Origin of the sequence: Paenibacillus harenae, assembly GCF_030812415.1 — a bacterium.
GTDB classification, from domain to species: Bacteria; Bacillota; Bacilli; order Paenibacillales; family Paenibacillaceae; genus Pristimantibacillus; species Pristimantibacillus harenae_A.
The window spans coordinates 206,526-231,472 of record NZ_JAUSST010000003.1; the positions used below are offsets into that span (position 1 = coordinate 206,526).

Genomic DNA, 24,947 nt, shown 5'->3' on the forward strand with positions numbered 1-24,947 from the left:
TTCATTTACGCCTCCGAATTCATCGAGATGGATGCGGAGCGGAAAGCCGATCGCGCGCAGAGACGGAAGTAGGCTCCGCCGCGCATCGGGGAAGGAGGCGATCGCGTATGGCGGTGCCAGTGGCCGCATCCATGCTGGGCAGAGCGGTCATTATGAAAGGCGCTAGGAAGAAAGGCGCTTCCGTATTTAAAAACAGTTTCAAGTCGGCTGCCAAGATGGGCATAGGCAAGCTGGCGATGAAGGCGATGTTCGGCAAGAATACGCCGGCTAAACCAGCCGCCCCGGCGCAGGAAGAGAAGAATCCGACGTGGGGCGATCACCTCAAGGAGATGCAGGATGTGTTCGGCGGCGTGTCGGAGAAGCTGAAGAGTTTCGGCACGGCTACCGTCGGCGCGGCGGCCGACTTGGAGTCGGGCAAGATCGGCTTCGACTTTGCCATGAGCAAGCTGCAGCCGCCGAAGGGCGGCAAAGGGGGCAAGGGCAAGGGAAGGCCGGCAAGCGCCGCGGACCTGCAGAAGAAGTTCGACGATTATTGGAAGGCCCTTCGGGAAAACGCACAGACGACCGCCTTTTCCGCCGACAAGGTGATGGAGGGTGGCATGATCGCGGTCAAGCTGACGAAGGGCGACACGGCCAAGGCGATGCAGCTCGTCAAGCTGGCCGAGGACATGGCCGCTTTCAATCCCGGCAAGTCGGTATCGGAAGCGATGGAAGCGATCGAAGCCGCCAAGGACAAAGATTACAAGAAGCTTCAGGAATTCGGCTTCGAGTTCAAAGGCGGCGGCTGGAACAAGTTTCTGCAGGATGCCGACAAGTGGTTCAAGGGCGGCGGCGATAAACTGAACGCTTCGGCCAACGGCATGTGGGAAATTATGAACGAAGGCATGAAGATGTCGCTGGCGAACGCCGGCGTCGCCGCGCTGGAGCAGGTGAAGCCGATTATGCAGCGGCTCGTGAAATGGCTGAACAACGGCGGCTTCAAGAAGCTGGAGGATATAGCGGCGAAGACGGTCGACGTGCTCGTGAAGAGCTTCTTGTGGCTGGCGGATGTCCTGGGGCCGGTGTTCGGCTGGCTGGAGAAGGCGCTCGACTGGGTCAGTGCCAACTTCGAGACGCTAAGGCCGATTTTGAACGGACTGGTTGCGGCCTTCGCCGCATTCACCGTCATTTCGACCGTTGCCTCGATAATCTCCGGGATCGGCGTGTTCATCGGTTTGCTGGCGAATCCGATCTTCTGGATCGTCGCCGCGATCGGGTTGCTCACCGCGGCATGGACGGGCAACTGGTTCGGCATTCAAGATAAGACGAAAGCGGCTATCGCTTGGATCGTGGCTGCTTATCAAGGCTTCGTTAAGTCCATTAAGCAGTTTGTCGAAGACACGAAGCAGCTGTTCGCCGACTTGGGCGCATGGATCCAATATTTATGGTCGGCAGCCGTCGCAGGCGTTGAGGGTTTCGTGAACCGGCTCGTTACGGGCACGGTCCAGCGTTGGAACCAGCTCGTCCAAACCGTTACGCAGCTCGGCCGGGAAATGAAGGCTTGGCTCCTGCAGACCTGGAGCGACATCGTGTCCTTTACGACGGATAAGCTGACGCGCTTGTGGCAGGCGGTCAGTGCAGCATTCCAGTACGTATGGGGGATCGTGTCCGGCGTTATGTCCCGGATTCTTAACTTCTATGGACTCGTTTGGGACGGCATGGTGAAGATCGTAACGGGCGCAGGCTCGTTCATAGCGGACACGGTTCGCTCCGCTTTCGGTGCGGCGAGCGGCATCGTGACGGCCGCCTTCGATACGATTGTCGGCGTCGGCCGGGCGGCGATGGATATGCTGCGCGGCATCTTGAAGGGCGTATGGCAGGGCGCGGCGGGCGATCATATCGGCGCCGTACGTACCATTCGCGACGCGGTGTTTGGCGCATTCGGCAAAGTCGGCGCGCTGCTTAGCGGATTCGCCGCCAAGTCGATCGGTTACGCAAAGCAATTCGTAACCGGCTACGCATCCGGATTGCTTGGCTTCTACCAGACGGTGAAGGATGCGGTTATGCCAGTCTGGGGGGTCATAACGTCCGTCTGGAGCGCGATTGCGGACTTTGTCGTGTCTGCGGCCAAGGCTGCATGGGCAGGCCTTCAAGCCGCTTGGAGCGCGATTTCCACCTATGTGGTGAATGCGTTCAATATGGCGATCGCCGCCATACAGCGGGGCTGGGCGCGAGCGGTTAGTTTCGTCACGACGACGGCACAGGCCATTAAGCAGTGGGCAATCTCGACGGCGAATGCTGTCATAGCCTATGCGATCCAATCTTTTCAATCCTTTATTGCATTTGCGAAAGCAGTGGGTCCGGCGATCGTAGCTTATCTCGTTCAGACATTCGATGCTTTTGTATCCGGAGCCATTCAAGCTTTCCATACCGTCATTGCCTATATTCAGACGGGGGCACAGTTAATTTGGAATGTCATCACAAGCACGATGTCGGCGATTGGAACATTTTTCGTCACGGCGTGGAACACCATTTCAAGCGTGGTAGTGAATGCCTTCAGGGCAATGTACGCCTGGGCAGCCAATACGCTGATTGCTATTTGGGGCGTTATACAACCGGTGTTTGCAGCGATCGGCAATTTCACCACGCTCATGTGGGGCATTATCGTTGGGGCGTTTGCCTGGGGCGTACGGATCGTATACGACGTCATGAACGGCTTGGGGCAGCAGGCGATGTCCTTCGGCACGCAATTTATGAACGGGCTCATTGACGGCTTTACGCAAATGTGGGGTACGCTCGTTCAGACGGTGCAGGAAATATGGGACTCGGTGAAAAACATATTCGGGGGCACAGCAAGCGTCAACATGTCCGTTCAACCGGTTCACGGCAGCCATAGAAGCGGTCTTAACAGGGTGCCGTTCAACGGTTATATCGCGCAGTTGCATCAAGGGGAGATGGTGCTGACCTCGGAGCAGGCCGGTCAATACCGGAGCGGCCAGCTCACAAGCGAGCAGCGTTCCTCCATGCTTCAGCCCTATAGCGCGGCGGGAGGCGGCACGGTGAACCAGTCGAAGTCGGTGGAGATCTCGAACCTGATCGGGGAAATGCATGTTCATGACGAGGCGGACGAGAACCGTTTCATCGATAAGCTGAAGCGGATGCTGGAAGAGGATTTGCTGACGGGAGGAGAGGGCGTCTATGCCGGTTGAGTTCTGGTTCACGTACAACAACGGAGCGGAATCGCTATGGCTGCCCGTTAATCCTTCCGAGCTCAAAGTAACGTCAGGCTCGGCGAATGAAACGGTAACCGTCCAAGGGCTTGGTCAAGTGACCGTTATTCAGGATCCCGTTCTGAAGACGTACGAGTTTTCCGCTCATTTTCCCCAGCATTACGGCCCTTATTGCGCTTATAAAGACATTCCCCCTCCGAAGAAGGGGATTGATCTGTTGGATAAGTGGAAGTTCAGCGGCTTTCCCGTTCAATTCGTCATTATTAATCCCGAAGGGCAGAAGTTAACGGTGCCCGTAACGATCGAAACGCTCTCTTACCGGGAGATCGCCGGCGATATCGGCAGCATCTATTACGACCTGTCGCTACGAGAGTTTAAATACACGAAGCCGCGTGCGATCGAAACGAAAGAGGAGAACGGTCAGAAGGTGGCGGAAATCAGCAACAAGGGGCAGCGGCCCAACCAAGCGGTGAAGCCGAAATCGTATACGGTCAAGGCGGGGGATACGTTATGGGCGATCGACCGGAAGGTCGGCGTTTCCTACGAGAAGATCGCGGCAGCCAACGGCATTAAGCCGCCGTATACAATTCGGCCTGCTCAAGTGTTGGTGATCCCATGATTCAAGTGATGCTCGTGGAGAACGGCAAATCGACGGATGTCACGGCGCTCGTGGAAAGCGCGGAATGGTCTGGCTCATCGCAGAAGGCGGTTCGCAAGCTGTCAGTCAGCCTGCTTCATGCGCAGGAAGGCGATGCCGCTCCTGCTCCCGTGCCGAACGGCACGGGCATTATGCTGCGCGACGGCGAAACCGAGCTGTTCCGCGGCGTCGTGTTCAACGCCGAATACAAGCCCGGCAAGCTGAGCCTGACCGCTTACGATCAGCTTGTCTATTTGACGAACAACAAGGATTCTTACGTGTTCAAAAGCATGAAGGCGTCGGCCATTCTGAATAAGCTGTGCGGCGACTTCTCGATTCCCGCAGGGACGATCGAGGATACGGTCCACGTCATTTCGTATTTGGTATGCGACGAGGAGACGCTCTTCGACATGGTGAAGAAGGCGCTCGATATTACATACCGGCAGCAAGGAATACGGTACTCGCTATTTTCCCAGGAAGGGCAGGTACAGCTTGTGCCGTTCAAGAAGAACAGCCGCGAGTGGGTTATCGAGACGGGCCTCAATCTGATCGACTATTCGTACGGCGAATCGATCGAGAACACGGTTACGAAGGTGAAGCTGCAGGGCGGCGAAGAGAAGCAGACGATCATCGCGACCGCAGAGAACAAGGCTCTGCAGAAGCAGTTCGGCATTCTTCAGCATTATGAGAAGGTGAAGGAAAAGACGAACCGGGCGAAGCTGCAGGAGGCCGCGGATCAACTGCTCGCAGAGAAAGGCAAAGTGAAGAAGACGCTGCGGCTCGACGAGGTGCTCGGCATTTCCGAAGTCGTCGCCGGAACGGTCGTCGTCGTCAACGTGCCGGAGCTCGGCATCAAGCAGACATATGCGGTCGAGGAAGACAACCATCAATTTAACGGCAGGTATCATAAAATGTCGCTGACTTTAACGGAAATGACGTAAGCGTTAGGCGGAAGAAAGCAGGTGCGGCCTTTGTCGCTGGGAGACTTGATTAAGCTGCATAGCATGAATGGCGTCCGGTCGCTTAGAATGCTGGAGCTGATGGAGGCGGAGGTCGTGTCGGCTTCTCCCAAGGAGCTGCAGCTGAAGCTGAAGGGCAACGACAAGCTTATCATTCCGAAGGAGCTGATCGTCGTCGCCGAGCATTTGTGCGAGACGAAGCGGAAGGTCCATTTGAACCGCGCCAGCAAAACAGCGGAGGAGAAGGAGTCATCCATGGCGGTAGGGAAGGAGTCGTTCGATATGACGCTAACCGAGATGCTTCATGCCATTCCGCCTCCGGCCGTTGATGAGATGCACAGCCATGAATCGAAGGTGGAGGTCGCATTGTTGGATCAAAGCTTTGCGATGACGGAGGGCGAGCTTCATTACATCAACGACGACAAAGAGGACGATCTGCTGAAGAAGGGCGATAAGGTGATGGTTGCCTCGTTCGAGGGCGGTCAGAAGTTTTTTGTCATCGATCGGGTCGTCCACTATTAACGAGGGGTGGTGAGCAACATGTCGCTGGGCGATTTGATCAAGCAGCACAGCATCAAGAGCGTGCAGGCGATGAAGCTGCCGGAGCTGATGGAGGCGGAGGTCGTGTCCGACGCTCCTGATCTGAAGATTAAGCTGAAGGGCAGTGATAAGCTCATCATTCCGAAGGAGCTGATCGTCGTCGCCGAGAAGCTGTGCCGCTTCAAACGGAAGGTGAATTTGACGAACAAGGAGAATACGACGATCGGGAAGCAGACGTTTAGCGGAGATACGAAACCGTCCACCACTTATGCGCATACCCATCCGTATTCTGTGGAAGTCGCCTTGACTGGCAAGGATTTCACCCTCAAAGAAGGCGAACTTCATTTCATCAACGATGACAAGAAAGACGATGTGCTGAGAAAAGGCGACAAAGTAATGGTCATCACGTTCGAAGGCGGCCAAAAGTTTTTTATTTTCGATCGGATCGTTACCTATTAACCGTCGAAGGAAGGCGGAGATCATATGGGGCTGACCCCCGACATTGGGTTTCCAGATGTTATCGTGCAGAAGAAACCGGTATTGCGCACGTACAGCCTCGATTTGGAGACGGGCGAAATCGGCAGGCAGATCGACGGCTTGGAAGCCGTTAAGCAATTTATCCATAAAGCGATTCAGACGATTCGATACGCCTATCCGATTTACTCGAACGATTACGGCTGCGAAGTGCAGTTGATGCTCGGCAAAGCCTATTCGCAAGGCTTCATTCAGGTAGAGATGATTCGGATGATCACGGAGGCGCTGATCTACGATGAAAGAATCAATCGCGTCTACGAGTTCGAGATCGAATGGGAGAATGACGAGGTGAAGGTGTCCTTCCTGGTTGATTCGACGCTCGGCATGATCCGGTACGAAGGAGTGTTGTAGCTTGGACGGTACGAATACGCTTAGCTTCGAGTCGAAGCTGCAGCAGCTGCTTGATCGCGTCGACAACGGAATTGATAAAAGCGAAGGCTCGATCATTTACGATGCGCTTGCGCCGATCGCAATGCAGCTATGGATCGAGGAAAGCAAGTTCCGCAGTATTCTGGAGCAGGCTTTCGCCGTTACGGCGGAAGGGCGTTTCCTCGACCTGATCGCGAAGGACTACGGTCTGGAGCGGACGCCGGCGGCAGCCGCCAAGGTGGAGCTCACCTTTACCGGAGTCGTGAACGCTGTTATCCCGGACGGAACGAGTGTCGGCATCGAGAATTCCGACATATCGTTCGTTACGGTCGGAGAAGCGATTATCGGTAGCCAAGGTCGGACGACGATCATGGCCAGATGCAAGCAGCCTGGCGTGATCGGCAACGTCAACGCGGACACGATTCGCCTCCTGTTCGATCCGGTGAAAGATATATGGACGGTCAACAACAGCCGCCCCGCCGAAGGCGGACTCAATCAAGAGTCGGACGAGGCGCTGAGAGGTCGCATTCTGTACCAGAAGCGCAACCCGGAGCATGGCGGCACCGAGTCCGATTATAAGCGCTGGGCGCTTTCGGTCACCGGCGTTACGTATGCCGAGGCGATCAACTGCAAGCGCGGGCTCGGCACGGTCGACGTCGTCGTCGGCGCGGATGCCGACATCGAACGCGTCTGCAAGGAAGTACGCCTTCTGATCGAGCAGAAGAAGCCGTTAGGCGTCGACGTTGAAGTGAATCCCGTCGTTCCGGAGTCGATGACGGTGAAAGCGAAGGTCGTCGGACTGAGCGAGTCGGCTGCCAAAAACGCGGTTTACGGTTATTTGCGAACCGTCGACATCGGGGGCACGATTTATTTGTCCAAGATCGTAGCGGCTTTAATTACGGCTGGAGCGGCGGACGCGGTCATTCTTCTGCCGAAAGAAAATCTGGAGCTCCCGATCGATCGCAGCCTGCAGGCGGAGGTTATCATCGTATGACGGCGCCGCTAATCCGATATTTGCCCGAGTATTACCAAGAAAGCAGACAGATGAACGCGATCATGGATGCAGCGGCGCCGGACATCCCCGATGTGGAAGGGCGACTGTTGCATTCGTTGTTTCTGTCGGAATCCCCGGATGAGTGGCTTTATCTGTGGCGGCAGGAACTGCAGGAAGCGAACCGGGAAGCGTTGCTGGCGAAGCTGCGGTCGTCCGGCACGCTCAATATGGAGACGATTAACGCGCTGGGCTTGTCTGCGCTGGAGACGTATCGGCTCAGTCCGGACGACGGCTACACGCTGTCGGGCGACGACGCGATGTTTCCCGACGGGGAGTTCTTCGGTCCGCTCATATCGGCGATTTACGTCAATCCCGATCAAGTGGACGTTGTCCGCAAGCTTATTCATATTAGCGGCTTCGCCGGCTTTAAATATTGGCTTGCCGTTACGCTGAAGCAATATATCAAGCTGGATAACCCGCGGGTGGGGACGCTGAGAAGTTTATATCCAGGCCCCGACCGCGAGACGAAGCTGGACTACGGGGAAGTGAGCGGCACGAAGGTGAGCACAAGCGCCGCCACGTCTCTTTATACGGTCAACAAGGCAAATGCGGCAAGAGGCGCTTGGTGGTCGCCGGGCGTATTTTTCACGGATCCGCTGCATTTTACGGAAGAAGAGCTTCGCATTCAGCAATCGGCGGTCACGGTAGTTCAAGGAAACGCTTAGGAGGAGTAACGCATGGGAGTCAGTTATACGGCATCGGTAGCCGGGATGCGGGCGTTTCAGGCGCTTCATCTGGTCCGTACGGACAACGTGTGGATCGGGATCGGCAAGCCGACGCCATGGAATGAGTCGGACAGCGTTCCCGAGGTGTCCGGCTCCTCGCAGTTGAGCGAGCCGATCGGGTATAAGAAGGCCGAGAAGGTCAGATTCGTCGTTCCCGACGCCGAAGGCGATATCGTTCAGTTCGAGCAAAGGTGGAAAATCATTTCGGAAGTGGAAGCGATGCAAAGCTTCGTACGCTGGGTATATGTCGCCGCCTGGATCACGGGGACGGAGCTGCCTGCCGTCAGTTATCGGCAGAGCGCGATCGTCACGGACCTGGAATTGGCGGCGGAGACGCTGCCGGGCAAGCTGGCGGTGAAGGCGGAGGAAGTAGGCAATCACGGCTATGCCTTGGTCGTCAATAACCGCTCGCCGATCCATCGGACGGAAGACCAGCGGGAGTTTCTCGAATTTATAGTGGAGTTTTAGGAGGAGCGCAGGGGATGAGTGTGTACAATCGTTTCGACCCGGGCAAACGCTGGGTTTCGCTGCAGGCGCAGAGCGGCAGGCGGCTGCAGTCGGCCGAATTGAACGAGATCCAGTCGCTGTCGCTTCACCGCGACAAGCGGATGGGGGACGTTATTTTCGGATCCGGCCATATTATCGAAGGCGGCCAAATCTACGTGCAGCCGGATAAGACCGTCATCCTGTTTCCCTCAACCGTCTATTTCGACGGCGTCATCCATGATATCGGCGAGAAGCGGCTGTCGATAGCGGGTGCAGGCGAAGAAGTCATCGGTCTCAAGATTAGCTATACAACCGTTACATACGAAGACGCGATGGGAAAGGAATTGCTTGATCCTGCCGTAGGTTATGCCAACTTCGGCTCGCCGGGAATGGACCGTCTCGTCGCGACGCCGGATTGGGTACTGAACGACGCGGCGGCGATTCCGATGTACCGGCTGGTTGACGGAGAAGTCGTCACGGCGAAGGTACCGCCTGAGCTGGAGGGCTTCACGCCCGTGCTGGCCAGAAGGACGCATGATACGAGCGGCAGCTTTCTCGTCTCCGGCATGGACGGCTTCATCGAGCCGGCCGAAGGCGATTATGTCACGCTCGTCATCGAGGCGGGCAAGGCTTACGTGCTCGGCTATGAGATCAACCGGCTTGTCCCGACTCGCTTCAAGCTGAAGAAGGCGCTCGATACGCGCAAAGTGTCCGACGAGATCAAGACGTTTACGGCTGGCACGCTGCATTACTCATTGAACAGCAGGCCGGTCAAGGCGATTCAGGAGATTACCGCCAAGGTACGGAAGGCGGATGTGAGCATAACGAGGGACAGCACAACTTTGCAGGATTATTTGCTGACCGATGCAGTCGCCGATATCGTCAGCGTCACGCAAGGAACGAAGACGTATGTGAAGGGCACCGATTATCAGCTGTCGGGCAATAGCATCGACTGGTCGATCGGCACGAAGAGGCCGAACATCGGAGAGACGTACCGCGTCACGCTGGACTATGTAAAGAAGATGGTGCAGGGCGAGGATTACAAGCTGGAGGAAGGCAAGAGCGAAGTGACATGGCTTGGACGGGATCTGCCGAATAACGCCTCCACATTTAATGTCACATACGATTACTATTTATCCCGAAAAGACGTGTTCTACTTAACGGCCGAAGGTCAGATCCAGATCGTGACCGGCCAATCCGACCTGCATCCGCCGACGCCGCCTGTTCCTCCGGATATATTGGAGCTGGGCGAGCTGCATTTGCCTCCGGCGAGCTCCGAGGTGAAGGTGGTCAACAACAAGCCGAAGAGGCTGACGATGCTGGAGCTTCGCTCGCTGCTCGATCGTCTGGAGCGCGCCGAATATAACCAAGCGATGCTCGATCTGGACCGCTCCGCGCAAATCGCCGACCCGACCACGTTCAAGAAAGGTTTCTTCACCGACAACTTTACGAACTTCGAGCGTTCCGATCTGGAGAGAGGCTTCGATGCAATGATCGATCCCGCCAATCAGACGCTCCAGCTTCCGGTCAATCAGCAGTTCGTTCAGTTGGAGTTCGGAAGCGGCGAATCGGTGCGTCGGCACGAGCGGCTGTTAACGCTCGATTACACCGAGCAGGTCATTATTGATCAAAGCTACGGAACGGAGTCGTTAAACGTAAATCCGTATCAAGTGTTCGGTTCGCAGGCAACGATCCGGCTGACGCCGTCCCAGGACTCCTGGGTTGAGACATCCTACGTGTCCCAGACGGTATGGGGCTGGTGGGATGCCTGGTGGACCGGCAACCGGACGGAGACGCGCGTGATCCTGGACGAAAACATTCCGTTCATCCGCCGGCGCGTCGTTACGGTATACGGCGAAGGATTCGAGCCGAACTGCAACAACCTGCAAGCGACGTTCGACGGCGTAGACGTTGCGCTCGTTCCGTCGACAGGCTATGAAGCGGGAGCGAAGGCCGGCACGATGAAAGCGAACGGCGCGGGCAAGTTTATCGCAACGTTCACGATCCCGGCCAATATCCGCACGGGCACCAGGGAAGTCCGTATCTTCAATTACGTGTAGGAGGGGTAGCAGTGGCCCAGATCCAAAATGAATCAAGAACGTCCTACGTTGGCGTTGGCCGCAAACAAATTATCGAGCAGACGTTCTGGCAGGTGCCATGGTGGAATCAGATCGACCCGCTCGCGCAGACGTTTCTTCTGTTAGAGGAACGATTCGTTACGAGCGTGGAGCTGTACTTCGAGACCAAGGACGCTAACTCCTCGGGTTATACCGCGAAGCCCGTTACCGTCCAGCTTCGGAATGTCGTGAACGGCTATCCGGGGACGACGGTGCTTGCTTCCAAAGTACTTGAGGCGAGCGCGATCAAAGTTTCGCCGAAGGGCGATACGCCCACAAAATTTATCTTCGGCGACCCTGTCCTGTTGCAAGCGAATGTGGAATACGCAATCGTCGTGCTTACAGGATCGAGCCAATACCGCGTCTATGTCGCGAAGATGAGCGGCAAAGACTTGATCAGCGGGAATGTCGTATCCCGGCAGCCTTACACGGTCGGCTTGCTTTTCTCCAGCTCGAACGCAACGGCGTGGACGGCCCATCAGGACATGGATATGAAATTCCGTCTGTATGCGGCCGAGTTCAAGAAGCCTTCCGGCAGACTGAACTTCGATGGCTTGTCGCTGCAAGCAGCCGTATCCCAACTGCTGCTATCGACCAGCCAAGTCGTTCCGCAGGGCAGCAATCTGCAATGGCAATGGTCGCCGGACGGCAGTAAATGGTATGCGCTGAACGACGCGGGCGTGACCGGACTGGGAGCACCGACGGATGACGTCCATGTGCGCGCGTTAATGACTGGCTCCGGCAAGAGCTCGCCGGTCATCCAGACCGAAGCGATCGGAGCGGGCGCTTTGGCTTATAAGCCGAACGGTGTCTATGTGACGAAGGAATGGTTCACGAACGAATCGTTTACGAAGATTACGGTATATGTCGATTTGCATACCCCTTCGGGTACTTCTCAGGCTGTCGAGTACAGCATCGACGGAGGCAATGCCTGGGTAGCTTTCGGAAGCGGCAGATCAATGCAGCAGCTCGGTCAATATACGCAGTTTAAGTTCGAAGCGGCCGTCGCCTCCTCGCAGAAGGTCCGTATCCGGATCAAGCAGGCGAACACGGAGGACAACCGGGCGGAGACGCCGCGAGCGAGACGGCTGATGGTAACGTTAACTTAGAGGAGCGGGTGAGTGGAGATGGGCAATGCGAACCGCATTAATTTGGATCCGGCGGCGCCGGACAGTCTCTATGCCGGCGCGCAAAAAGTGAATACGGCGCTGGATGAGGCGGAAGCGAGGCAAGAGCGGCTGGAGCGGATAATGAATGAGCAAATAAGCAACTCGTTATGCCTGCATTGGATGGGGGTGTAGACGATGGCGTATGAGCTTTATTCCGCGGTCGACCTGTATGCGGGGCAACCAGGCGTGGCATTGACCGACCTTGTTACCTTGAAGCAAAAGACGATTCTAAAAAGCGTCGTTATCCATAATACGACAGGCTTGAGCGCAAAGCTGAAGCTGTATATCATTCGCCCCGGCAAATCGGCGAACGCCGAGACCCAGCGGATCGGCACGAGCATCGCCGGCGAGGATACGATCAAGTTCTCTTTCGAGACGGTGCTGCCGAAGGGCACGAAGCTCGCTGCCGTTCAAGCGACGGCCGGCGCGCTGTCGCTCGACATTTCCGGAGTCGAGGTGATCCCGGGTGTATAGCTCCTTGAAAGGGATGACAGGCAGCGGTGGCGGTGCGGCTTCGATCAAACGCAGTTTCCCGGCCGCGCCGGGCGAGAAGATCGAGAGAGGCGACGTCGTCACCGTCTTCAATAACGAGCTTTATCGGAATGCCGAGCAGCCGGTAAGCAAGCTTCCGCGGTTCAGTCCGGACGTGCTGTACATGCAGCAAGACGAGGATTGCAGGGCTGTCCATCCGATCGGCGGAGACGGCTTTATCTATATCGGAACAACGAATAAACAAATCAATATATACCGCGTCGATGCTGGGGCTGACGGCATCGTCGTGAAGGCGCGGAAGTCGATACCGATTTATGGCGTCGAGGGCATTAACTACTTTCTATTTAAGGCGCTCACCGAGGAGACGGGCGTCATCTGCTACTTGGAGCATAACACGAGCAAATGGGCATTAATGCTTGTTCGGTGGAGCGGGACGGAAGGTCTACAGCTTGGCGAGCGATTCGGTTCGGAGCTGTACGCGAGCGGAGAACCGGTTATCGAGAGTTTGTCCGTCAGCTCGTTCCTGCTTGTCTGGCATTGCACGAAGGCGGTGCCTCAGCAGCTGAAGGCTCAAGTCTGCACGCTTGGCGCGGGCGACTCTATCACGTTTCAAGGCGATGCGATGGTGTTGGAAAGCGATGCGAATCTGAACTATGCTTTTTCTTTCAGTAAGCTCTCGGCGAATGTGTTCGCGGCCAGCTACTGGCTAAGATCCACCAGTTCGCAAGGCTCTTTGGTTACGAGAATGGTGCTCTTGAACGGAGAAGGAGCGCTCGTTATTGGCGAAAAGTCCATTGCTAGCACGGTCGGTGCCAATCAAGTTAATCTGAAGCATCTGATTCTCTCACCATCTAAGCTTGTACTCGTAAGCAAGCTGGATTCGATGCTTGGCTTCTATACGGTCGTTATTAAAGACGGAAATATACCGATTACTGGCACACCTACTGTGGGCGGTATAACCGAAGCTTTCTACGATGCGGTGAAAGTATCCGAAGATCGCTTTATGAGCGTCGTCAACTATTATCAGACGGGAGCGCTCGTGTTGTCCCTCTTCGATACAGTTGGCGGCAAGACGACAGTGTTATCCAACAAAGCGATACTGAATACGGTCAAAGGCAGCTATAACAGACTTCGGTTCGTTCCGCTGGGCCAATCGCTGTTCGCGCTTACTTTCAATCATGAACCGGAGCGGGACTACGCCTATACGCAAGCGATCATGGTCAAGATAACGCCGATCCAGAATGTGATCGAGGATCTGAATCTCCGAGAACAGCTCATTAATGTGTGGGATCAAGGAGCTGCGGCGGATAGCTTCGGCCTCAGCGCGCTCGGCGAGAGCGGGCGCTTCGTTGCCGCGGGCCGCGGCAGGCTGAAGCTGTTCCGCTATGCCTGGTCGCCAGTGCGTTTCATCAGTTCCGGCGTTGGCGAATTCGGCGTTTCGACAGGTGATCATGATGTGAACGGCCGGACCTTGGCCTCTATCGTTCTATCGGACGGCAGCGTGGCCGTCGCTTATCGGGAGCGGGACACTTGGCATGGCAAGCTTTCCGTCTTCCGCATGGACATCGAAAGCGGAGACTATCGTCCGGTGCTCTCTCATACGTTCTCGTACAGCCATGTCGATAACATCAGCATGGCGGAGGTTGTTCCGGGCAAGATCGCGCTCCAATACAAGCAGCGGTTGATTCCTGCTTACGATTCCAAGCAAATGAATCGGGGCGATGGCTCAGACGAGGTTAAAGTCATGATAGCTACCGTATCGGCAGCAGGGCTCTCCGGCAAGACAACGACAAGCTTCAACCTGCCGGAGCATTATATCAACAGCACGATCGTAAAGCTGGATAACGGCTATTTGCTTCATGCCGGGGTAACGGACCGGCTGGCGGTTATGGCACGGGTCGTGAAGTGCGAGGCGACCGGAGAGAGCATCACCTTCACGGCGATGCAGCAATCCGAGACGATCGATTATGAAAGGCTGCATGCTTCGGTGGTTCGCTTAGGTCCAAACAAAGTCGCCATTCGTTCGGACATCAGAACGATGATCGCAGAGGTTGACGACAACGGTGCCCTCCTCGTATCGCAAGTGTACTATATCGAGCTGTCGAATCGCGTGACTGGAGGCGTGGTGGGCGACGGCCAAGGCGGCCTGATCCAATTAACGACCCATAGCACAGGCAACGAAGCACTGCTTGAGCTGACGCCGTATGGAAGCTCAGGCCTCGCACTCTATCAAACGGACGACACGATGGCCCGCAAGCAATCGGCTATGGGGATTTTGACAGATATAAGCCGGATGGACGGCAAGGCAGCTTTCGTCTATAAGTCAAGATGGGCAAGCGGGAGAATGGCCAGCAAAAACGAGCCGCATCAGTTGCTTCGCCTTGCTTTGCTTAGTACGGAAGACTTCCCTCATGACGATCGGTTCTATCCGTTCCCGGGCTCCGAAGATACGCAGCCTGTCTTTGTGCCGCTCGGCGGACAGCGCGCTTTCTGCATAGGCACAGATCCTGCCGGCAATCAAATCTACATGCTCGCGTACAGCGACGGCGATAAACTTTCCTTCGGCAAGCCGAATTTGAAGGCGCATGGAATCGCGGTCTCGGGCGGCGAAGCCGGCGCACTCGTCGAAGTCGCGATGCGCGGCATCGCAGAATACGATGAGCCGTTGAAGGCCGGATCGGTCTATTACAACAACCGCGACGGCAGATTATCTATGGATGCTGCCGGTAACAAGGTAGGCCTCGCCATTTCGGAGCATGAGCTTTTGATAGAATAATAAGAGCCTATAAGAGAACAAGGGCAGTCTGCTATGTCAGCCGACTGCCCTTGAACTATATCCAATGAGACTTAAGCTTGCAAAGTCACTCGTCGTTTCCTCTTGTACAAGATCATCGTAAGGGTTAAGCATTCCAGAAGGGATAGCGTCAGGTAGACGATGTCCTGAGACACGTTCATGCTTGCGATGTCCCAGTCTAACAACAGAAGATTGATTCGCATAAACGGAATATGTCCGACGAACGTCACGATGCTGAACAAGTTGATAAAGGTATGATAGGTTTGCACGGCTTTCCACTTGATATGTATGATCCCATAGAAGAGAAGCAGCGTGCCCGGCAATATGCTGAGCGCAAGCTTGTAATCGTTGCTCCACTCGGCGTAATTAAGCAGAATCAGAAGCTCCGCTGCGGTTAATACCACAGTACCGATAAGGAAGCGCCATGCTCTCCATTGGCAGAACTTCTCTTCATACTTCGCAATTAATATGCCGGCTAAGACAAAGGTCAAACCAAATCCCAAATACCGATAAATAAACAGCTTTGCATAGCTGAAGATAGAGCTGTCGTTGGAAGTAAATCCGTCGAAGATGGCATTTGTCATAGGAATAAAGCTGCCGCATACGAATAAAGTCAACAAAAAACCGGCAATTGCAAGGATGACCGCAAGGCGCAGGGCACGCCTCTCATAGACGAGCCAGTAACAGGCAGCCATGCTGAACAGGAGCGGCGGTATAAACCATAACTGAACGAGAGGACCGTTGAGTACGACCGCAATGATCAGGATTCTAGCTTGGAGGGCGATATTGCTTAGAGTCGGACCGCTTCGGATCAGCTCTGGGATGATATGCTCTACGGTAAATAAAATACAGAACAAGCCGTAAAGCAAGGAGAGCCTTGCTATGTACTTTAGAACATATTGTCTGGCATTTGCCGCGTGTTTCCATCCGTTGTATGCCAAAAATCCGGAAATCACATAGAAGCACGGGACAACCGTACCGAGCATGGGGGTTAAAAATTTAAATTGCTGATTCGAGAAATCGTTCATATAGCGGATTAGCATCGTATGGGCCAGCAGAACGACAAGACAGCCGGCGAGCTTGAATAACGTTATTCCGGAATAGTACTTACGCATGAATCTTGGACTCCTCCAGCTGCTTCATCGCCAGCTCTTTCATCATGCCAACGGCAATTTTCCCTGTCGGGGATAATGGCAGCTCAGGAAGAAACACGACATATCGCGGGACTTTAAAAGCCGAAAGGCGAACAGCCAAAATCTCCTTGAGCGACTCAGCGGTCGCAATGGAGCCTGGCCTTGCAACGACGCAAGCACAGACTTGTTCACCGTATAAGTCGTCCGGGATGCCCAGTACAAAGGCTTCCTCGATATCATGGTTTTGAAGCAGCAGATTTTCGATTTCGACAGGAGAGATTTTTTCGCCTCCGCGCGAAATGAGTCGGCGCAGCCTTCCGGAAATCGTCAGTATGTTGCTGTCATCCAAGTAACCCAGATCCCCCGTCTTGAACCATCCGTCACTCGTGAAGCAAGATAGATTATGGTGCTTATCCATATATTTCATGACACGATAGCTTCGCACTACAACCTCTCCATGCTCCTGATTTGGCAGCGTTCCCCCTGTTTCGGGATGCATAATCTTTACTTCCACACCTCGATCTACTTTGCCCGCGAGGCTGTAATCATTGGACTCGAACTTCTCGAAGTCAATCACGCCGCTCAGTAAACGGGAACGAATAAGCAGCTTAAATAAAAGCGAAAGCAGCATATTGTTTCGTCCTTTATTGAAACAGGTTCCATTAGCCACCGAGCCGGTCTCCGAAGACCCGTACGTGACCATGAAAAATAAAAGTTTAAGCTCTTCATTGACTTTCCGAAGCAACGAGCCGCTTACTGCCGCCGAAGTGAACGAAATGCCGATAAGCGAAGAAAGACCGGAGAGATCTTCTTTAGAGGCAGATAGAATTCGCTGAACCATATATGGAGTGCCGACCATAATCTTGCAAGCTTCCTGTTCGACTGCTTTAATCACATGAAGAGGATGGAAGTAACCGAGGAGTACAATCCGCACGTTGCAAACTTTCAAGTTCGTAAATATCGTCCCGAATCCGCCTAGATGATAGAGCGGCAATAAGCTTATCAATGAGAAACGTCGAGCGATTATATCGGTTGCCTTGCCAAGCAAACCAGCCGTCCTCGTTGTTTTTTTGTTTGTCGGTTTCGTTGATAGAAAAGCAGCCGTCGTACGAATAACGCCTTTTGGGAAGGCCGTCGTCCCTGAGGTGTATAAAAGGATGAGAGGGTCGCTAACCGTTACCGCTTTGCAATGAGCAAGAAACATCTCCTCGGAAGCCTCGGAAGCTATCGTTGTCAATTCAGAGAAAGGACGCAGCGGCGAGGGTAGTTCTCCGTCTCCGTCTACTACGAATATAGAATCCGGAATCCATGGGGCATCTGTGATATTGCTCCTGCATTCCGCTATGATCTCCAAGAGCATGGACGGGTAGTTCATATGATGGCCTTCGGTTCCGATTATCATTGCCGCAGGTTTGGCGCTTTGCAAATACACCTTTATTTCATCTTTCTTCGAATAAGCGTTCAGAGGCACGATTACAGCGCCGATACTGGCAATGGCAAACATGGAAATGATAAGTTCGGCTCTACCGGTCATAAGGAGGGCGACGGAATCTCCCTTCTTAATGCCGAGTTGCAGGAGGCCTTTGGCCAACGCTTGCGTTTCATTCCACAGCGAACCCCAAGCATAATGCTGATTCAGTTGAGGAAAGCTGTACGCAATGTCAGCGGGGGAGGAAACTGCGCGTTTTTGCAGGAGAAAAGGGATAGTATCCGGATTGAGTGCATGACGGACGATCATTAAAGAACGCTCCTTCTAATTATAAAAAAACGGGCTGTAATCGCTTTCTTGCAGCCATCTCCGTAACAATATAGCATTTTTTTTGTTCTTTAAAAAGAATTAAATTGAGCCGCAATAAGTGGAGCTCCCACTATGTTGCGGATTGCTGTGTTGCTATAATGGAACGAGATCAGAAAGGAGGGCTCCCGTGCGTGATTCCGATATTGCAGTTGGAAAATATTAAGAAAAACCGGCGTGCGGAAGAAAGTACCCCTTTGTTCGCCGGCGTGAATGCCGAGGTGGCCGAGCCGGACAGCATTGCGCTGCTTGGCGTGTCCGGGCAAGGCAAGAGCACGCTGCTGCGCATAATGTCCTTATTGGATGCGCCAGACGGAGGCGAGATCCGCTTGCATAATAATCCGCAGGCGGAGATGGATCCGCGACAATGGCGGATGAACGTTTGTTATGTAGCCCAGCAGGCGGTCATGCTGCCCGGAACGATCGACGACAACATAAAGACGGCAAGTCTGCTGCATGGGAAGCCCTTTGATCGCGAGCATGCCGAACGTCTGAGAGAGCGGCTGGGACTCGGCGGACTGGATCCCGCCAAGAAAGCGTCCGAGCTGTCGGGAGGCGAGAAACAGCGCGTATCGCTGCTTCGCTCGTTAATGCTGCGGCCGCAGGTACTGCTGCTGGACGAAGTGACGGCGTCCCTTGATCAGGCCTCCAAGCAGAAGGTGGAGGATGTGCTGCTGGAGCGGCATCGCGAGGAGGGGACGACGTTGATTTGGGTGACGCATGACTTGGAGCAGGCCCTTCAGGTTAGCCGTACCGTATGGTTTATGGCGGAAGGTACGCTGCTCGAGAAAGGCGGGACCGAGTCGTTTTTCCAACATCCGGCTACGGACGCCGGGCTCAAGTACATTCGAGCCTCAGGAAGCGGGGAATAGCTGATGTCGTTATTGGCGCTTAGCTTTACGCTGCTGTTCGTTATGATTACGATGCTGGTGTCCGTGTGGCAGAAGCTCGGCCTGGAGAGGGATATCGCAATCGGCACGATACGTTCCGCCGTTCAGTTGCTGCTCGTGGGGTATGTGCTGCAATTCGTATTCAACACGAAGAACGTGCTGCTGATTGCCTTGATCGTACTGTTTATGCTTACGATCGCTTGCTTGAACGCGGCGAAGAGAGGGGCCGGCCTGCGCGGAATCGTATGGCGGGTTGCCGCGGCGATCGGCACGACGGAGCTGCTGATGATGGGACTGCTGATCGGCTTCGGCATTATCGATGCGACGGCGCAATACATCATTCCGATTAGCGGCATGACGATTGGCAACGCGATGGTCGTAGCCGGCCTCTTCCTGAATCAAATGAAGCAGGAGGTCGAGGCTTCCAAAGGCGAGATCGAGGTGCTGCTGTCGCTTGGCTCTAATGCGAAGCAGGCGATGGCCGGCGTGACGAAGCGGGCGGTCAAATCAAGCATGATTCCGACGATCGACGGCATGAAGACGGTAGGTCTCGTTCAGCTTCCGGGCATGATGACGGGCATGATTATCGCCGGGGCGAACCCGATCGATGCGGTGCGCTACCAGATCTTGATCGTGTTCGCCTTCGCCAGCTCGGCGGCAGTTACGAGCATCATATTAAGCTTGCTTAGCTACCGGTTATGGTTTACGAAAGACCTGCGCATTCAAATTCCAGAGCAAAAAGGATGATATTCGAAATGAACGTATACAAGAGCGGGGCGGAGCTGCTGAGCGAGATCGAGGCGACGAAACTTCCGAAGCAGATGCTGGCGCTATGGGCAATGGGGCAAGAGGGCTTCCTGATTAAGTGGAGGGAACGTACGGTATTGTTCGATCCTTACTTAAGCGATTGGGTATACGAAAGCAGCGGGCCGCCATGGTCGCGGGCATTCGAGCCGCCGCTTGCTCCAGCGCAGTGCACCGGCGTGGATTACGTCGTATGCTCCCATCATCATGAGGATCATATGGACAAGCTGACGCTGCAAGCGATCGGGAAGTCTGCAACGACGAAGTTTATCGTGCCGAAGGCGCATCTTGGGCTAATGAAGGAATGGGGCTTCCGTGACGGGCAGCTTATCGGCATTTCGCACGGGCAAACGCTCGAACTGGCGGACGGTCTTCTGCTCGAGGCGCATGCCGCCAAGCATGAACAATTCGAGACGGACGAAGGCGGCGAGCATAAATTTCTCGGGTTTGTCGCCAGCTTCGGCGGCGTGCAGGTGTACCATGCCGGAGATACGGTCGGTTTTCCCGAGCTGGCGGAATGGCTTAAACCGAAGCGAATCGATATCGCGATGCTGCCGATTAACGGGCGCGACTTCGTCCGCGGCGCCAAAGGCATCGTCGGCAACTGCAATTACCGCGAGGCGATCGAGATTGCCGCACAGATCCAAGCAGACATGCTCGTTCCGATGCACTACGGCCTTTTCCCGCACAATGACGAGAATCCGGCCTACTTCGTCGATTATGCGTATCGGAACTATCCGGCGCGGAAGTTCCATATGTTCGCACCCGGCGAGCGGTTTATTTACATGAAGTAGGGATAGGCTTACTTTAGCTTGAATACGACGACTCCAGCGACCATAATGGCGATGCCGAGCAGCTTATTCATCGTGAACGGCACTTTCTCGATCCCGAATAACCCAAAACTATCGATCAGCAGCGCCACGATGAGCTGCGCGATCAGCAGCAGTGCAACCGAGTAGGCCGGTCCAAGCGCCGTGATTCCTTTCATGACGGAGAAGACGATCATGACGCCGAGCGCTCCGCCGACCAAGTACAGCTTATTGACGGTCGGAAGCTTGGCGATGCTGCCGTCCTTCAAAATCAACATAATAATAAGCGACAGCGCGAAGCCGGTTCCGTGGACGAATGTATTCGTCACCCAGAATCCGGCTTTCTCGCTTAATCTCGTATTGAAGACGCTTTGTATGCTGACGAAGATCCCTCCAAGCAATGAATAAATAATTCCCATCATCGTTTACCGCCTCCTTCTATTTCTCATCACTATTGATACAGATTGCCGCTGGCCAGCTCCTTCATTCGGTGCGCATCGCGAATAACGATAATTCCCCGCTTGCGAGTTATGACGCCTTCCTTCTCCAGCTTCGTAATGACGCGGTTCAAGTGACGGTAGCTCGTTCCGAGCAGCTCGGCAAGGTCGGTCAGCTTCTCGGTTCTCATCTCCTCAAGAGCCGGATGGATGCAAGCTTCCGGCGATATCGATAGCAGATAGCTGGCAAGCCTGTTCTCGACCGGGTATAGCAGATTGAGGCTCGACGCGTTCGAAGCTGTATACAGCTTATGGCTAAGCCCCTTAATGATGTAAGTTAGAAAACGGGGATCATCGAAAGCCCGTTCTCTTAACGCATCCGCTTTAATCGCGATAAACAAGCTTTCGCCGACCGATTCTACCGTGCAGCGAACGGGATAGCCGGTCATAAGCTCCATATCGCCGATGATGGCGAGCGGCTCGTTGAAACGAAGCAGCACCGACTTGCCGTTCGGCAGCAACGTATACACTTTGATCTTTCCCTTCACGAGCAAATAGAGATGATCGAGCCGATCTCCCGCCGCGCATATGGCTTGCCCCTTCCCGTAGGACAGGAGCTTCATATCCTTAATCGTTTCTTCGCCGAATATAGCGTCAAGCCGATGCGACTTCACGTACTTGGCAATACGGGAATGATTTTGTTCCACCCGGACAATCTCCTCCGTTCTGCCGCCTGCTTCTCATTGTAGAAATTGCAGCCGTTATTCAAAAGGACATATGTCCTATTTCACACACAAAAATAACACGCGAGCGGGATGTTATCAAGCGGCAATATCGACTCATGATTTACGGTTTGGGAGGGCAAGCTGAGGAGGAAGTTCGGAGCGATTATAAAGGAGGGCATTATAGTTTGGCAAATAGAGGATTAATAACAGCGCTCATAGCTGTAGGCACGGCGCAAGTATTGAAGCTGCCTTGGCATAAAGCGACAACGGGCGAATGGGATATAAGCCAACTAATCGGTTCGGGCGGCATGCCCAGCTCGCATTCGAGCGGAGTTAGCGCCTTGGCTGCCTATACGGCAACGAAATATGGCTTAAAGACACCCGAGTTCGCGATTAGCGCGATGCTGGGCATTGTCGTCATGTACGATGCGATGAACATCCGGAGACATGCTGGAGAGATTGCGATTCAAGTGAATGATCTGGATGCGGACGTAGAGAAGCTGGCAGGCCATCATCCAGGTGTATACCATACGCGCAGAAGCGAGCGTCTGAAGGAGAGCCTAGGCCATCAGCCAAGAGAGGTATTCGCGGGTGCGGCACTCGGTACGCTGATCGGATGCATTGGAGCATTGAAGGCTCGCCGTACGTAGGGGCATAGCATATTGGCGATAGTCAAGTCGGTTTCCCTTATTTCCAGCGCCTCGGAAGGAATTGCGGACGGGACGCAGAATGTATCAGCATCGGCAGAAGAGCCTTCAGCATAGGATAGGCATACTCAAGATTCGGCCGGTAGACGATGCGAACATAAGGGAAAGAAGGGAGCTTGGCAATGAAACAGCAATTGTTATGGCCTGAGGGGGCACCGTATGCGAAAGGCGCCACGGATGAGGATCGTCCGGCCATCACACCGTATTTGGTCGCCGGGAGTAACCGGCCGGCCGTCGTCATATGTCCTGGAGGAGGGTACGGGGGACGTGCCTATCATGAGGGCGAGCCCATCGCGCAGTGGCTCAATACGCTTGGCGTATCCGCGTTCGTTCTGCGTTACCGGGTAGCACCCTATCCATATCCGTGCGCGCTTCTGGATGCACAGCGCGCAATCAGAACCGTCCGTCATGAGGCGGAGCGCTTCGGCGTCGACCCGAAGAGAATCGGTCTTCTGGGCTTCTCGGCGGGCGGTCACTTGACCGCTAATGCCGGGACCGATTACGACAAAGGAAACCCGGACGCCGAAGATCCGATTGAGCGTCAATCCTGCAGACCGGATCTTCTCGTTCTCTGTTATCCGGTCATTACGATGACCGATCCGTATACGCATACCGGTTCAAGAATGAACCTGCTTGGCGAAGCATTCGACGATGCCATTGCAGAGCGGCATAGCGCGGAGCTGAACGTCACGGCCGATACCCCTCCGACATTCCTATGGCATACGTCCGACGATGCGGCCGTGCCCGTAGAGAATAGCTTGCTGATGGCAGGAGCGCTGCGCAGGCATGGCGTCTTATTCGATCTGCATGTCTATGCGAAGGGCAAGCACGGTCTAGGGATGGCCGAGGAAGAGCCGCATACGCGCGGCTGGACGAACGCCTGTGCATCATGGCTTGCCTATAACGGCTTCGAATAATGGCACGTCTGCATTCATTCTAGTCGCAGACGATAACTTGTCTAATGAAATGGCTTTTGCGGACGACGCCGCGATCTCGTATGACGAATCCGGCGTCCGCAATCATCCCGTCGATTGTGTCTACCGTAATAATAACCGCCTTATCAGCGATTCGGCGCGCTTGCTCCAGCAGAGCGAACTGGGCCTCGGGCGTCGAGGTCGAGAAATGATTGTAAGGCATATCCATAATCGCTACATCGTAATGTTCGGTCACATCGGCAATATCGCCGAACGCCACGCGGGCATCGTAACCGAAATGAGCGACATTTTCCCGCGCGCCCTTCGCAATGAAATGGTTGTAGTCGCGGCCTTCTATATCGATCCCCATCGACAACGCCTCAACGAGAACCGTCCCGATTCCGCAGCATGGATCGATCGCCTTAACGCCCGCAACCTCCGGCACGGCTATGTTGGCTACCGCTCGCGCAACCCGCGTGCTAAGCGCAATGGAGTAGCTCCGGGGCTTCTTCATATGGTCCAGCCATATCGCCTTGCTCTTCGTATAGTAACCCAAGTACCAACGTCCCTCTAAGGTGACAAGACCGTAAGTGACATCCGGATGATGCACATCGGCCTCTCCTTCAATGCTAAGGCCAATATCCCTTTCTATGCCGCGCTGCCTGTCATAATCCCATTTGTCGGCTGGGCCGAGATCATTAGTTTTGACGAAAATAACTTTGAAGGTCTCGTCGCCCATATGGATCTGCTTCGCCAATTCTACCACTTCATCCAGGCGGTCGCTTGCGTGTACAACTTCGATTCTTTCCCTCAAGAACGGGCTGCGGTCGGGGTGAATCCCGATTGGGCTGGCGATAAGGCTGGCCTCCGTGTCCTCTCCGAAGAAAGCGCGCATCTCGAGGCGGCATAGCGAATGCTCTTCCTCGCGAAAAGCATAGGTATATATAAATAATGGCGTCTGACCGGTTACTGTCAATTCGTTCGCATCCTCTTCATCAATGAAATAACGTTCAAGTATAAATGGCGGTATGACACAACGATAGCCTTTAACGGCGTAAAAAGCAAAAGAGGTCAGCGATGACCGACAGATGAGCCAAGCACAGGCAGCCTGTTCATGCGTTGATCGGATTATTCCGTGCTTCCGACCAAACTTTTATCCTCGAATCGCGTGGAAAGAACAACGAGGGTCGATGAAAATCCGAAATTATTGCAAGTCTCAAGAAAGGTTTCCAAGGTTTCGCTTGTTTCGGTTACGACCTTCAATAAATAATTGTACTCTCCGCCGGTTCTATACAAATCGACGATCTCTGGGGTTGCCTCGCCGAAAACTTCGAACTCCTTGCAGCTATTCGACTTAAACAGGACAAACGCGGTTGTATGCTTGCCAAGCTTAGAGGGGGAGATCTCCGCTCGATAGCCCGTTATGACCCCCTGCTCCTCGAGCTTCCGGAGTCGTTCCGTTACGGCCGGCTGCGACATCGCTATCATTCGACTCATCTCGGAAATCGTAATTCTGGCGTTATCGTGAAGCGTTGATAATATTTGGTAATCGATGCGATCCATAATCAGAGCACCTCATTTTTATAAGTTATACGATCGGAAACAACGATAGAATTAAGGTTTTAGGGCCCAAACTCCTTCATATTCT

At 54.4% G+C, this 24,947-nt stretch carries 25 protein-coding genes; 19 read left to right on the forward strand and 6 right to left on the reverse strand.

What is annotated here, in order from left to right; translation table 11 throughout:
* Window positions 1-107 precede the first annotated feature (107 nt).
* The 14 genes from J2T14_RS11160 to J2T14_RS11225 are packed head-to-tail and all read left to right on the forward strand — an operon-like array spanning window position 108 to window position 15,067.
* The gene (locus J2T14_RS11160; protein ID WP_307470765.1) at window positions 108-3,188 is read left to right on the forward strand and encodes a phage tail protein; all 3,081 of its coding nucleotides are present in this window, start codon (window positions 108-110) and stop codon (window positions 3,186-3,188) included.
* The gene (locus tag J2T14_RS11165) at window positions 3,178-3,828 is read left to right on the forward strand and encodes a LysM peptidoglycan-binding domain-containing protein (protein WP_307470767.1); all 651 of its coding nucleotides are present in this window, start codon (window positions 3,178-3,180) and stop codon (window positions 3,826-3,828) included. Before J2T14_RS11160 ends, J2T14_RS11165 begins: the two co-directional genes overlap by 11 nt.
* Window positions 3,825-4,787, forward strand: coding sequence for an XkdQ/YqbQ family protein (locus tag J2T14_RS11170; protein ID WP_307470768.1), 963 nt, complete (start codon window positions 3,825-3,827; stop codon window positions 4,785-4,787). The genes J2T14_RS11165 and J2T14_RS11170 overlap by 4 nt, the downstream gene beginning before the upstream one ends.
* Window positions 4,788-4,817: 30 nt before the next feature.
* The gene (locus J2T14_RS11175; protein ID WP_307470770.1) at window positions 4,818-5,327 is read left to right on the forward strand and encodes a DUF2577 family protein; all 510 of its coding nucleotides are present in this window, start codon (window positions 4,818-4,820) and stop codon (window positions 5,325-5,327) included.
* A gap of 18 nt (window positions 5,328-5,345) precedes the next feature.
* Window positions 5,346-5,804 (forward strand): DUF2577 family protein, encoded by a 459-nt coding sequence (locus tag J2T14_RS11180; RefSeq protein ID WP_307203073.1) that lies wholly within the window; start codon window positions 5,346-5,348, stop codon window positions 5,802-5,804.
* Window positions 5,805-5,828: 24 nt separating this feature from the next.
* On the forward strand, window positions 5,829-6,230 hold the full coding sequence (locus J2T14_RS11185; protein ID WP_307470772.1) for a DUF2634 domain-containing protein: 402 nt from the start codon (window positions 5,829-5,831) through the stop codon (window positions 6,228-6,230).
* 1 nt (window position 6,231) lies between these two features.
* Window positions 6,232-7,242 (forward strand): baseplate J/gp47 family protein, encoded by a 1,011-nt coding sequence (locus J2T14_RS11190; RefSeq protein ID WP_307470773.1) that lies wholly within the window; start codon window positions 6,232-6,234, stop codon window positions 7,240-7,242.
* On the forward strand, window positions 7,239-7,967 hold the full coding sequence (locus tag J2T14_RS11195) for a hypothetical protein (RefSeq protein ID WP_307470776.1): 729 nt from the start codon (window positions 7,239-7,241) through the stop codon (window positions 7,965-7,967). The genes J2T14_RS11190 and J2T14_RS11195 overlap by 4 nt, the downstream gene beginning before the upstream one ends.
* 12 nt (window positions 7,968-7,979) lie before the next feature.
* Window positions 7,980-8,495, forward strand: a complete 516-nt coding sequence (locus J2T14_RS11200) for a hypothetical protein (RefSeq protein ID WP_307203065.1) — start codon at window positions 7,980-7,982, stop codon at window positions 8,493-8,495.
* Between the two features lie 14 nt (window positions 8,496-8,509).
* Window positions 8,510-10,573, forward strand: a complete 2,064-nt coding sequence (locus J2T14_RS11205) for a DUF4815 domain-containing protein (protein WP_307470778.1) — start codon at window positions 8,510-8,512, stop codon at window positions 10,571-10,573.
* A gap of 11 nt (window positions 10,574-10,584) precedes the next feature.
* The gene (locus J2T14_RS11210) at window positions 10,585-11,739 is read left to right on the forward strand and encodes a hypothetical protein (RefSeq protein ID WP_307470781.1); all 1,155 of its coding nucleotides are present in this window, start codon (window positions 10,585-10,587) and stop codon (window positions 11,737-11,739) included.
* Between the two features lie 12 nt (window positions 11,740-11,751).
* The gene (locus J2T14_RS11215) at window positions 11,752-11,931 is read left to right on the forward strand and encodes a hypothetical protein (protein WP_307203059.1); all 180 of its coding nucleotides are present in this window, start codon (window positions 11,752-11,754) and stop codon (window positions 11,929-11,931) included.
* Between the two features lie 3 nt (window positions 11,932-11,934).
* Complete coding sequence (locus J2T14_RS11220; protein WP_307470784.1) at window positions 11,935-12,273, forward strand: hypothetical protein; 339 nt, start codon at window positions 11,935-11,937, stop codon at window positions 12,271-12,273.
* Between the two features lie 4 nt (window positions 12,274-12,277).
* Complete coding sequence (locus J2T14_RS11225) at window positions 12,278-15,067, forward strand: hypothetical protein (protein WP_307470787.1); 2,790 nt, start codon at window positions 12,278-12,280, stop codon at window positions 15,065-15,067.
* Window positions 15,068-15,138: 71 nt separating this feature from the next.
* On the opposite strand, the gene J2T14_RS11230 is transcribed toward J2T14_RS11225, so the two are convergent.
* Both J2T14_RS11230 and J2T14_RS11235 read right to left on the reverse strand, forming a co-directional pair.
* Window positions 15,139-16,200 carry an acyltransferase family protein gene (locus tag J2T14_RS11230; RefSeq protein ID WP_307470790.1) on the reverse strand — a complete coding sequence of 354 codons (1,062 nt, stop codon included), beginning with the start codon at window positions 16,198-16,200 and terminating at the stop codon, window positions 15,139-15,141.
* Window positions 16,193-17,956: a class I adenylate-forming enzyme family protein gene (locus J2T14_RS11235; RefSeq protein ID WP_307470793.1), complete on the reverse strand. Its 1,764-nt coding sequence runs from the start codon at window positions 17,954-17,956 to the stop codon at window positions 16,193-16,195. The genes J2T14_RS11230 and J2T14_RS11235 overlap by 8 nt, the downstream gene beginning before the upstream one ends.
* Window positions 17,957-18,147: 191 nt before the next feature.
* Here J2T14_RS11235 and J2T14_RS11240 point away from each other — a divergent pair, with 191 nt between their 5' ends.
* Genes J2T14_RS11240 through J2T14_RS11250 form a run of 3 tightly spaced genes read left to right on the forward strand, consistent with a single transcriptional unit; the run spans window position 18,148 to window position 20,501 of the window.
* On the forward strand, window positions 18,148-18,885 hold the full coding sequence (locus tag J2T14_RS11240; protein WP_307470795.1) for an ABC transporter ATP-binding protein: 738 nt from the start codon (window positions 18,148-18,150) through the stop codon (window positions 18,883-18,885).
* Window positions 18,886-18,888: 3 nt separating this feature from the next.
* Window positions 18,889-19,650, forward strand: a complete 762-nt coding sequence (locus J2T14_RS11245) for an ABC transporter permease (RefSeq protein ID WP_307470797.1) — start codon at window positions 18,889-18,891, stop codon at window positions 19,648-19,650.
* A gap of 8 nt (window positions 19,651-19,658) precedes the next feature.
* Window positions 19,659-20,501, forward strand: coding sequence for an MBL fold metallo-hydrolase (locus tag J2T14_RS11250; RefSeq protein WP_307470799.1), 843 nt, complete (start codon window positions 19,659-19,661; stop codon window positions 20,499-20,501).
* Between the two features lie 8 nt (window positions 20,502-20,509).
* Here J2T14_RS11250 and J2T14_RS11255 read toward each other — a convergent pair whose 3' ends face one another.
* Together J2T14_RS11255 and J2T14_RS11260 are read right to left on the reverse strand one after the other, a co-directional pair.
* Window positions 20,510-20,938, reverse strand: a complete 429-nt coding sequence (locus J2T14_RS11255) for a DMT family transporter (protein ID WP_307470803.1) — start codon at window positions 20,936-20,938, stop codon at window positions 20,510-20,512.
* 29 nt (window positions 20,939-20,967) lie between these two features.
* Window positions 20,968-21,660, reverse strand: coding sequence for a Crp/Fnr family transcriptional regulator (locus J2T14_RS11260; protein WP_307470806.1), 693 nt, complete (start codon window positions 21,658-21,660; stop codon window positions 20,968-20,970).
* Window positions 21,661-21,863: 203 nt separating this feature from the next.
* Here J2T14_RS11260 and J2T14_RS11265 point away from each other — a divergent pair, with 203 nt between their 5' ends.
* Entirely contained in the window at window positions 21,864-22,328 is a 465-nt protein-coding gene (locus J2T14_RS11265; RefSeq protein WP_307470808.1) for a divergent PAP2 family protein, read from the forward strand.
* Window positions 22,329-22,507: 179 nt separating this feature from the next.
* A complete protein-coding gene (locus J2T14_RS11270; RefSeq protein ID WP_307470810.1) occupies window positions 22,508-23,302 on the forward strand; it encodes an alpha/beta hydrolase in 795 nt (264 codons plus the stop codon).
* Window positions 23,303-23,321: 19 nt separating this feature from the next.
* Here J2T14_RS11270 and J2T14_RS11275 read toward each other — a convergent pair whose 3' ends face one another.
* Together J2T14_RS11275 and J2T14_RS11280 are read right to left on the reverse strand one after the other, a co-directional pair.
* A complete protein-coding gene (locus J2T14_RS11275; protein ID WP_307470812.1) occupies window positions 23,322-24,275 on the reverse strand; it encodes a TRM11 family SAM-dependent methyltransferase in 954 nt (317 codons plus the stop codon).
* Window positions 24,276-24,427: 152 nt separating this feature from the next.
* Window positions 24,428-24,862, reverse strand: coding sequence for an Lrp/AsnC family transcriptional regulator (locus J2T14_RS11280; protein ID WP_307470814.1), 435 nt, complete (start codon window positions 24,860-24,862; stop codon window positions 24,428-24,430).
* Window positions 24,863-24,947: the final 85 nt, after the last annotated feature.

What these genes read in the sequence shown, in the direction of transcription:
- J2T14_RS11160 (WP_307470765.1), top strand. Translation starts at nt 108, where the DNA reads ATGGCGGTGCCAGTGGCCGCATCCATGCTGGGCAGAGCGGTCATTATG.
- J2T14_RS11165 (WP_307470767.1), top strand. Translation starts at nt 3,178, where the DNA reads ATGCCGGTTGAGTTCTGGTTCACGTACAACAACGGAGCGGAATCGCTA.
- J2T14_RS11170 (WP_307470768.1), top strand. Translation starts at nt 3,825, where the DNA reads ATGATTCAAGTGATGCTCGTGGAGAACGGCAAATCGACGGATGTCACG.
- J2T14_RS11180 (WP_307203073.1), top strand. Translation starts at nt 5,346, where the DNA reads ATGTCGCTGGGCGATTTGATCAAGCAGCACAGCATCAAGAGCGTGCAG.
- J2T14_RS11185 (WP_307470772.1), top strand. Translation starts at nt 5,829, where the DNA reads ATGGGGCTGACCCCCGACATTGGGTTTCCAGATGTTATCGTGCAGAAG.
- J2T14_RS11195 (WP_307470776.1), top strand. Translation starts at nt 7,239, where the DNA reads ATGACGGCGCCGCTAATCCGATATTTGCCCGAGTATTACCAAGAAAGC.
- J2T14_RS11200 (WP_307203065.1), top strand. Translation starts at nt 7,980, where the DNA reads ATGGGAGTCAGTTATACGGCATCGGTAGCCGGGATGCGGGCGTTTCAG.
- J2T14_RS11205 (WP_307470778.1), top strand. Translation starts at nt 8,510, where the DNA reads ATGAGTGTGTACAATCGTTTCGACCCGGGCAAACGCTGGGTTTCGCTG.
- J2T14_RS11220 (WP_307470784.1), top strand. Translation starts at nt 11,935, where the DNA reads ATGGCGTATGAGCTTTATTCCGCGGTCGACCTGTATGCGGGGCAACCA.
- J2T14_RS11230 (WP_307470790.1), bottom strand. Translation starts at nt 16,200, where the DNA reads ATGCGTAAGTACTATTCCGGAATAACGTTATTCAAGCTCGCCGGCTGT.
- J2T14_RS11235 (WP_307470793.1), bottom strand. Translation starts at nt 17,956, where the DNA reads ATGATCGTCCGTCATGCACTCAATCCGGATACTATCCCTTTTCTCCTG.
- J2T14_RS11245 (WP_307470797.1), top strand. Translation starts at nt 18,889, where the DNA reads ATGTCGTTATTGGCGCTTAGCTTTACGCTGCTGTTCGTTATGATTACG.
- J2T14_RS11250 (WP_307470799.1), top strand. Translation starts at nt 19,659, where the DNA reads ATGAACGTATACAAGAGCGGGGCGGAGCTGCTGAGCGAGATCGAGGCG.
- J2T14_RS11255 (WP_307470803.1), bottom strand. Translation starts at nt 20,938, where the DNA reads ATGATGGGAATTATTTATTCATTGCTTGGAGGGATCTTCGTCAGCATA.
- J2T14_RS11270 (WP_307470810.1), top strand. Translation starts at nt 22,508, where the DNA reads ATGAAACAGCAATTGTTATGGCCTGAGGGGGCACCGTATGCGAAAGGC.
- J2T14_RS11280 (WP_307470814.1), bottom strand. Translation starts at nt 24,862, where the DNA reads ATGGATCGCATCGATTACCAAATATTATCAACGCTTCACGATAACGCC.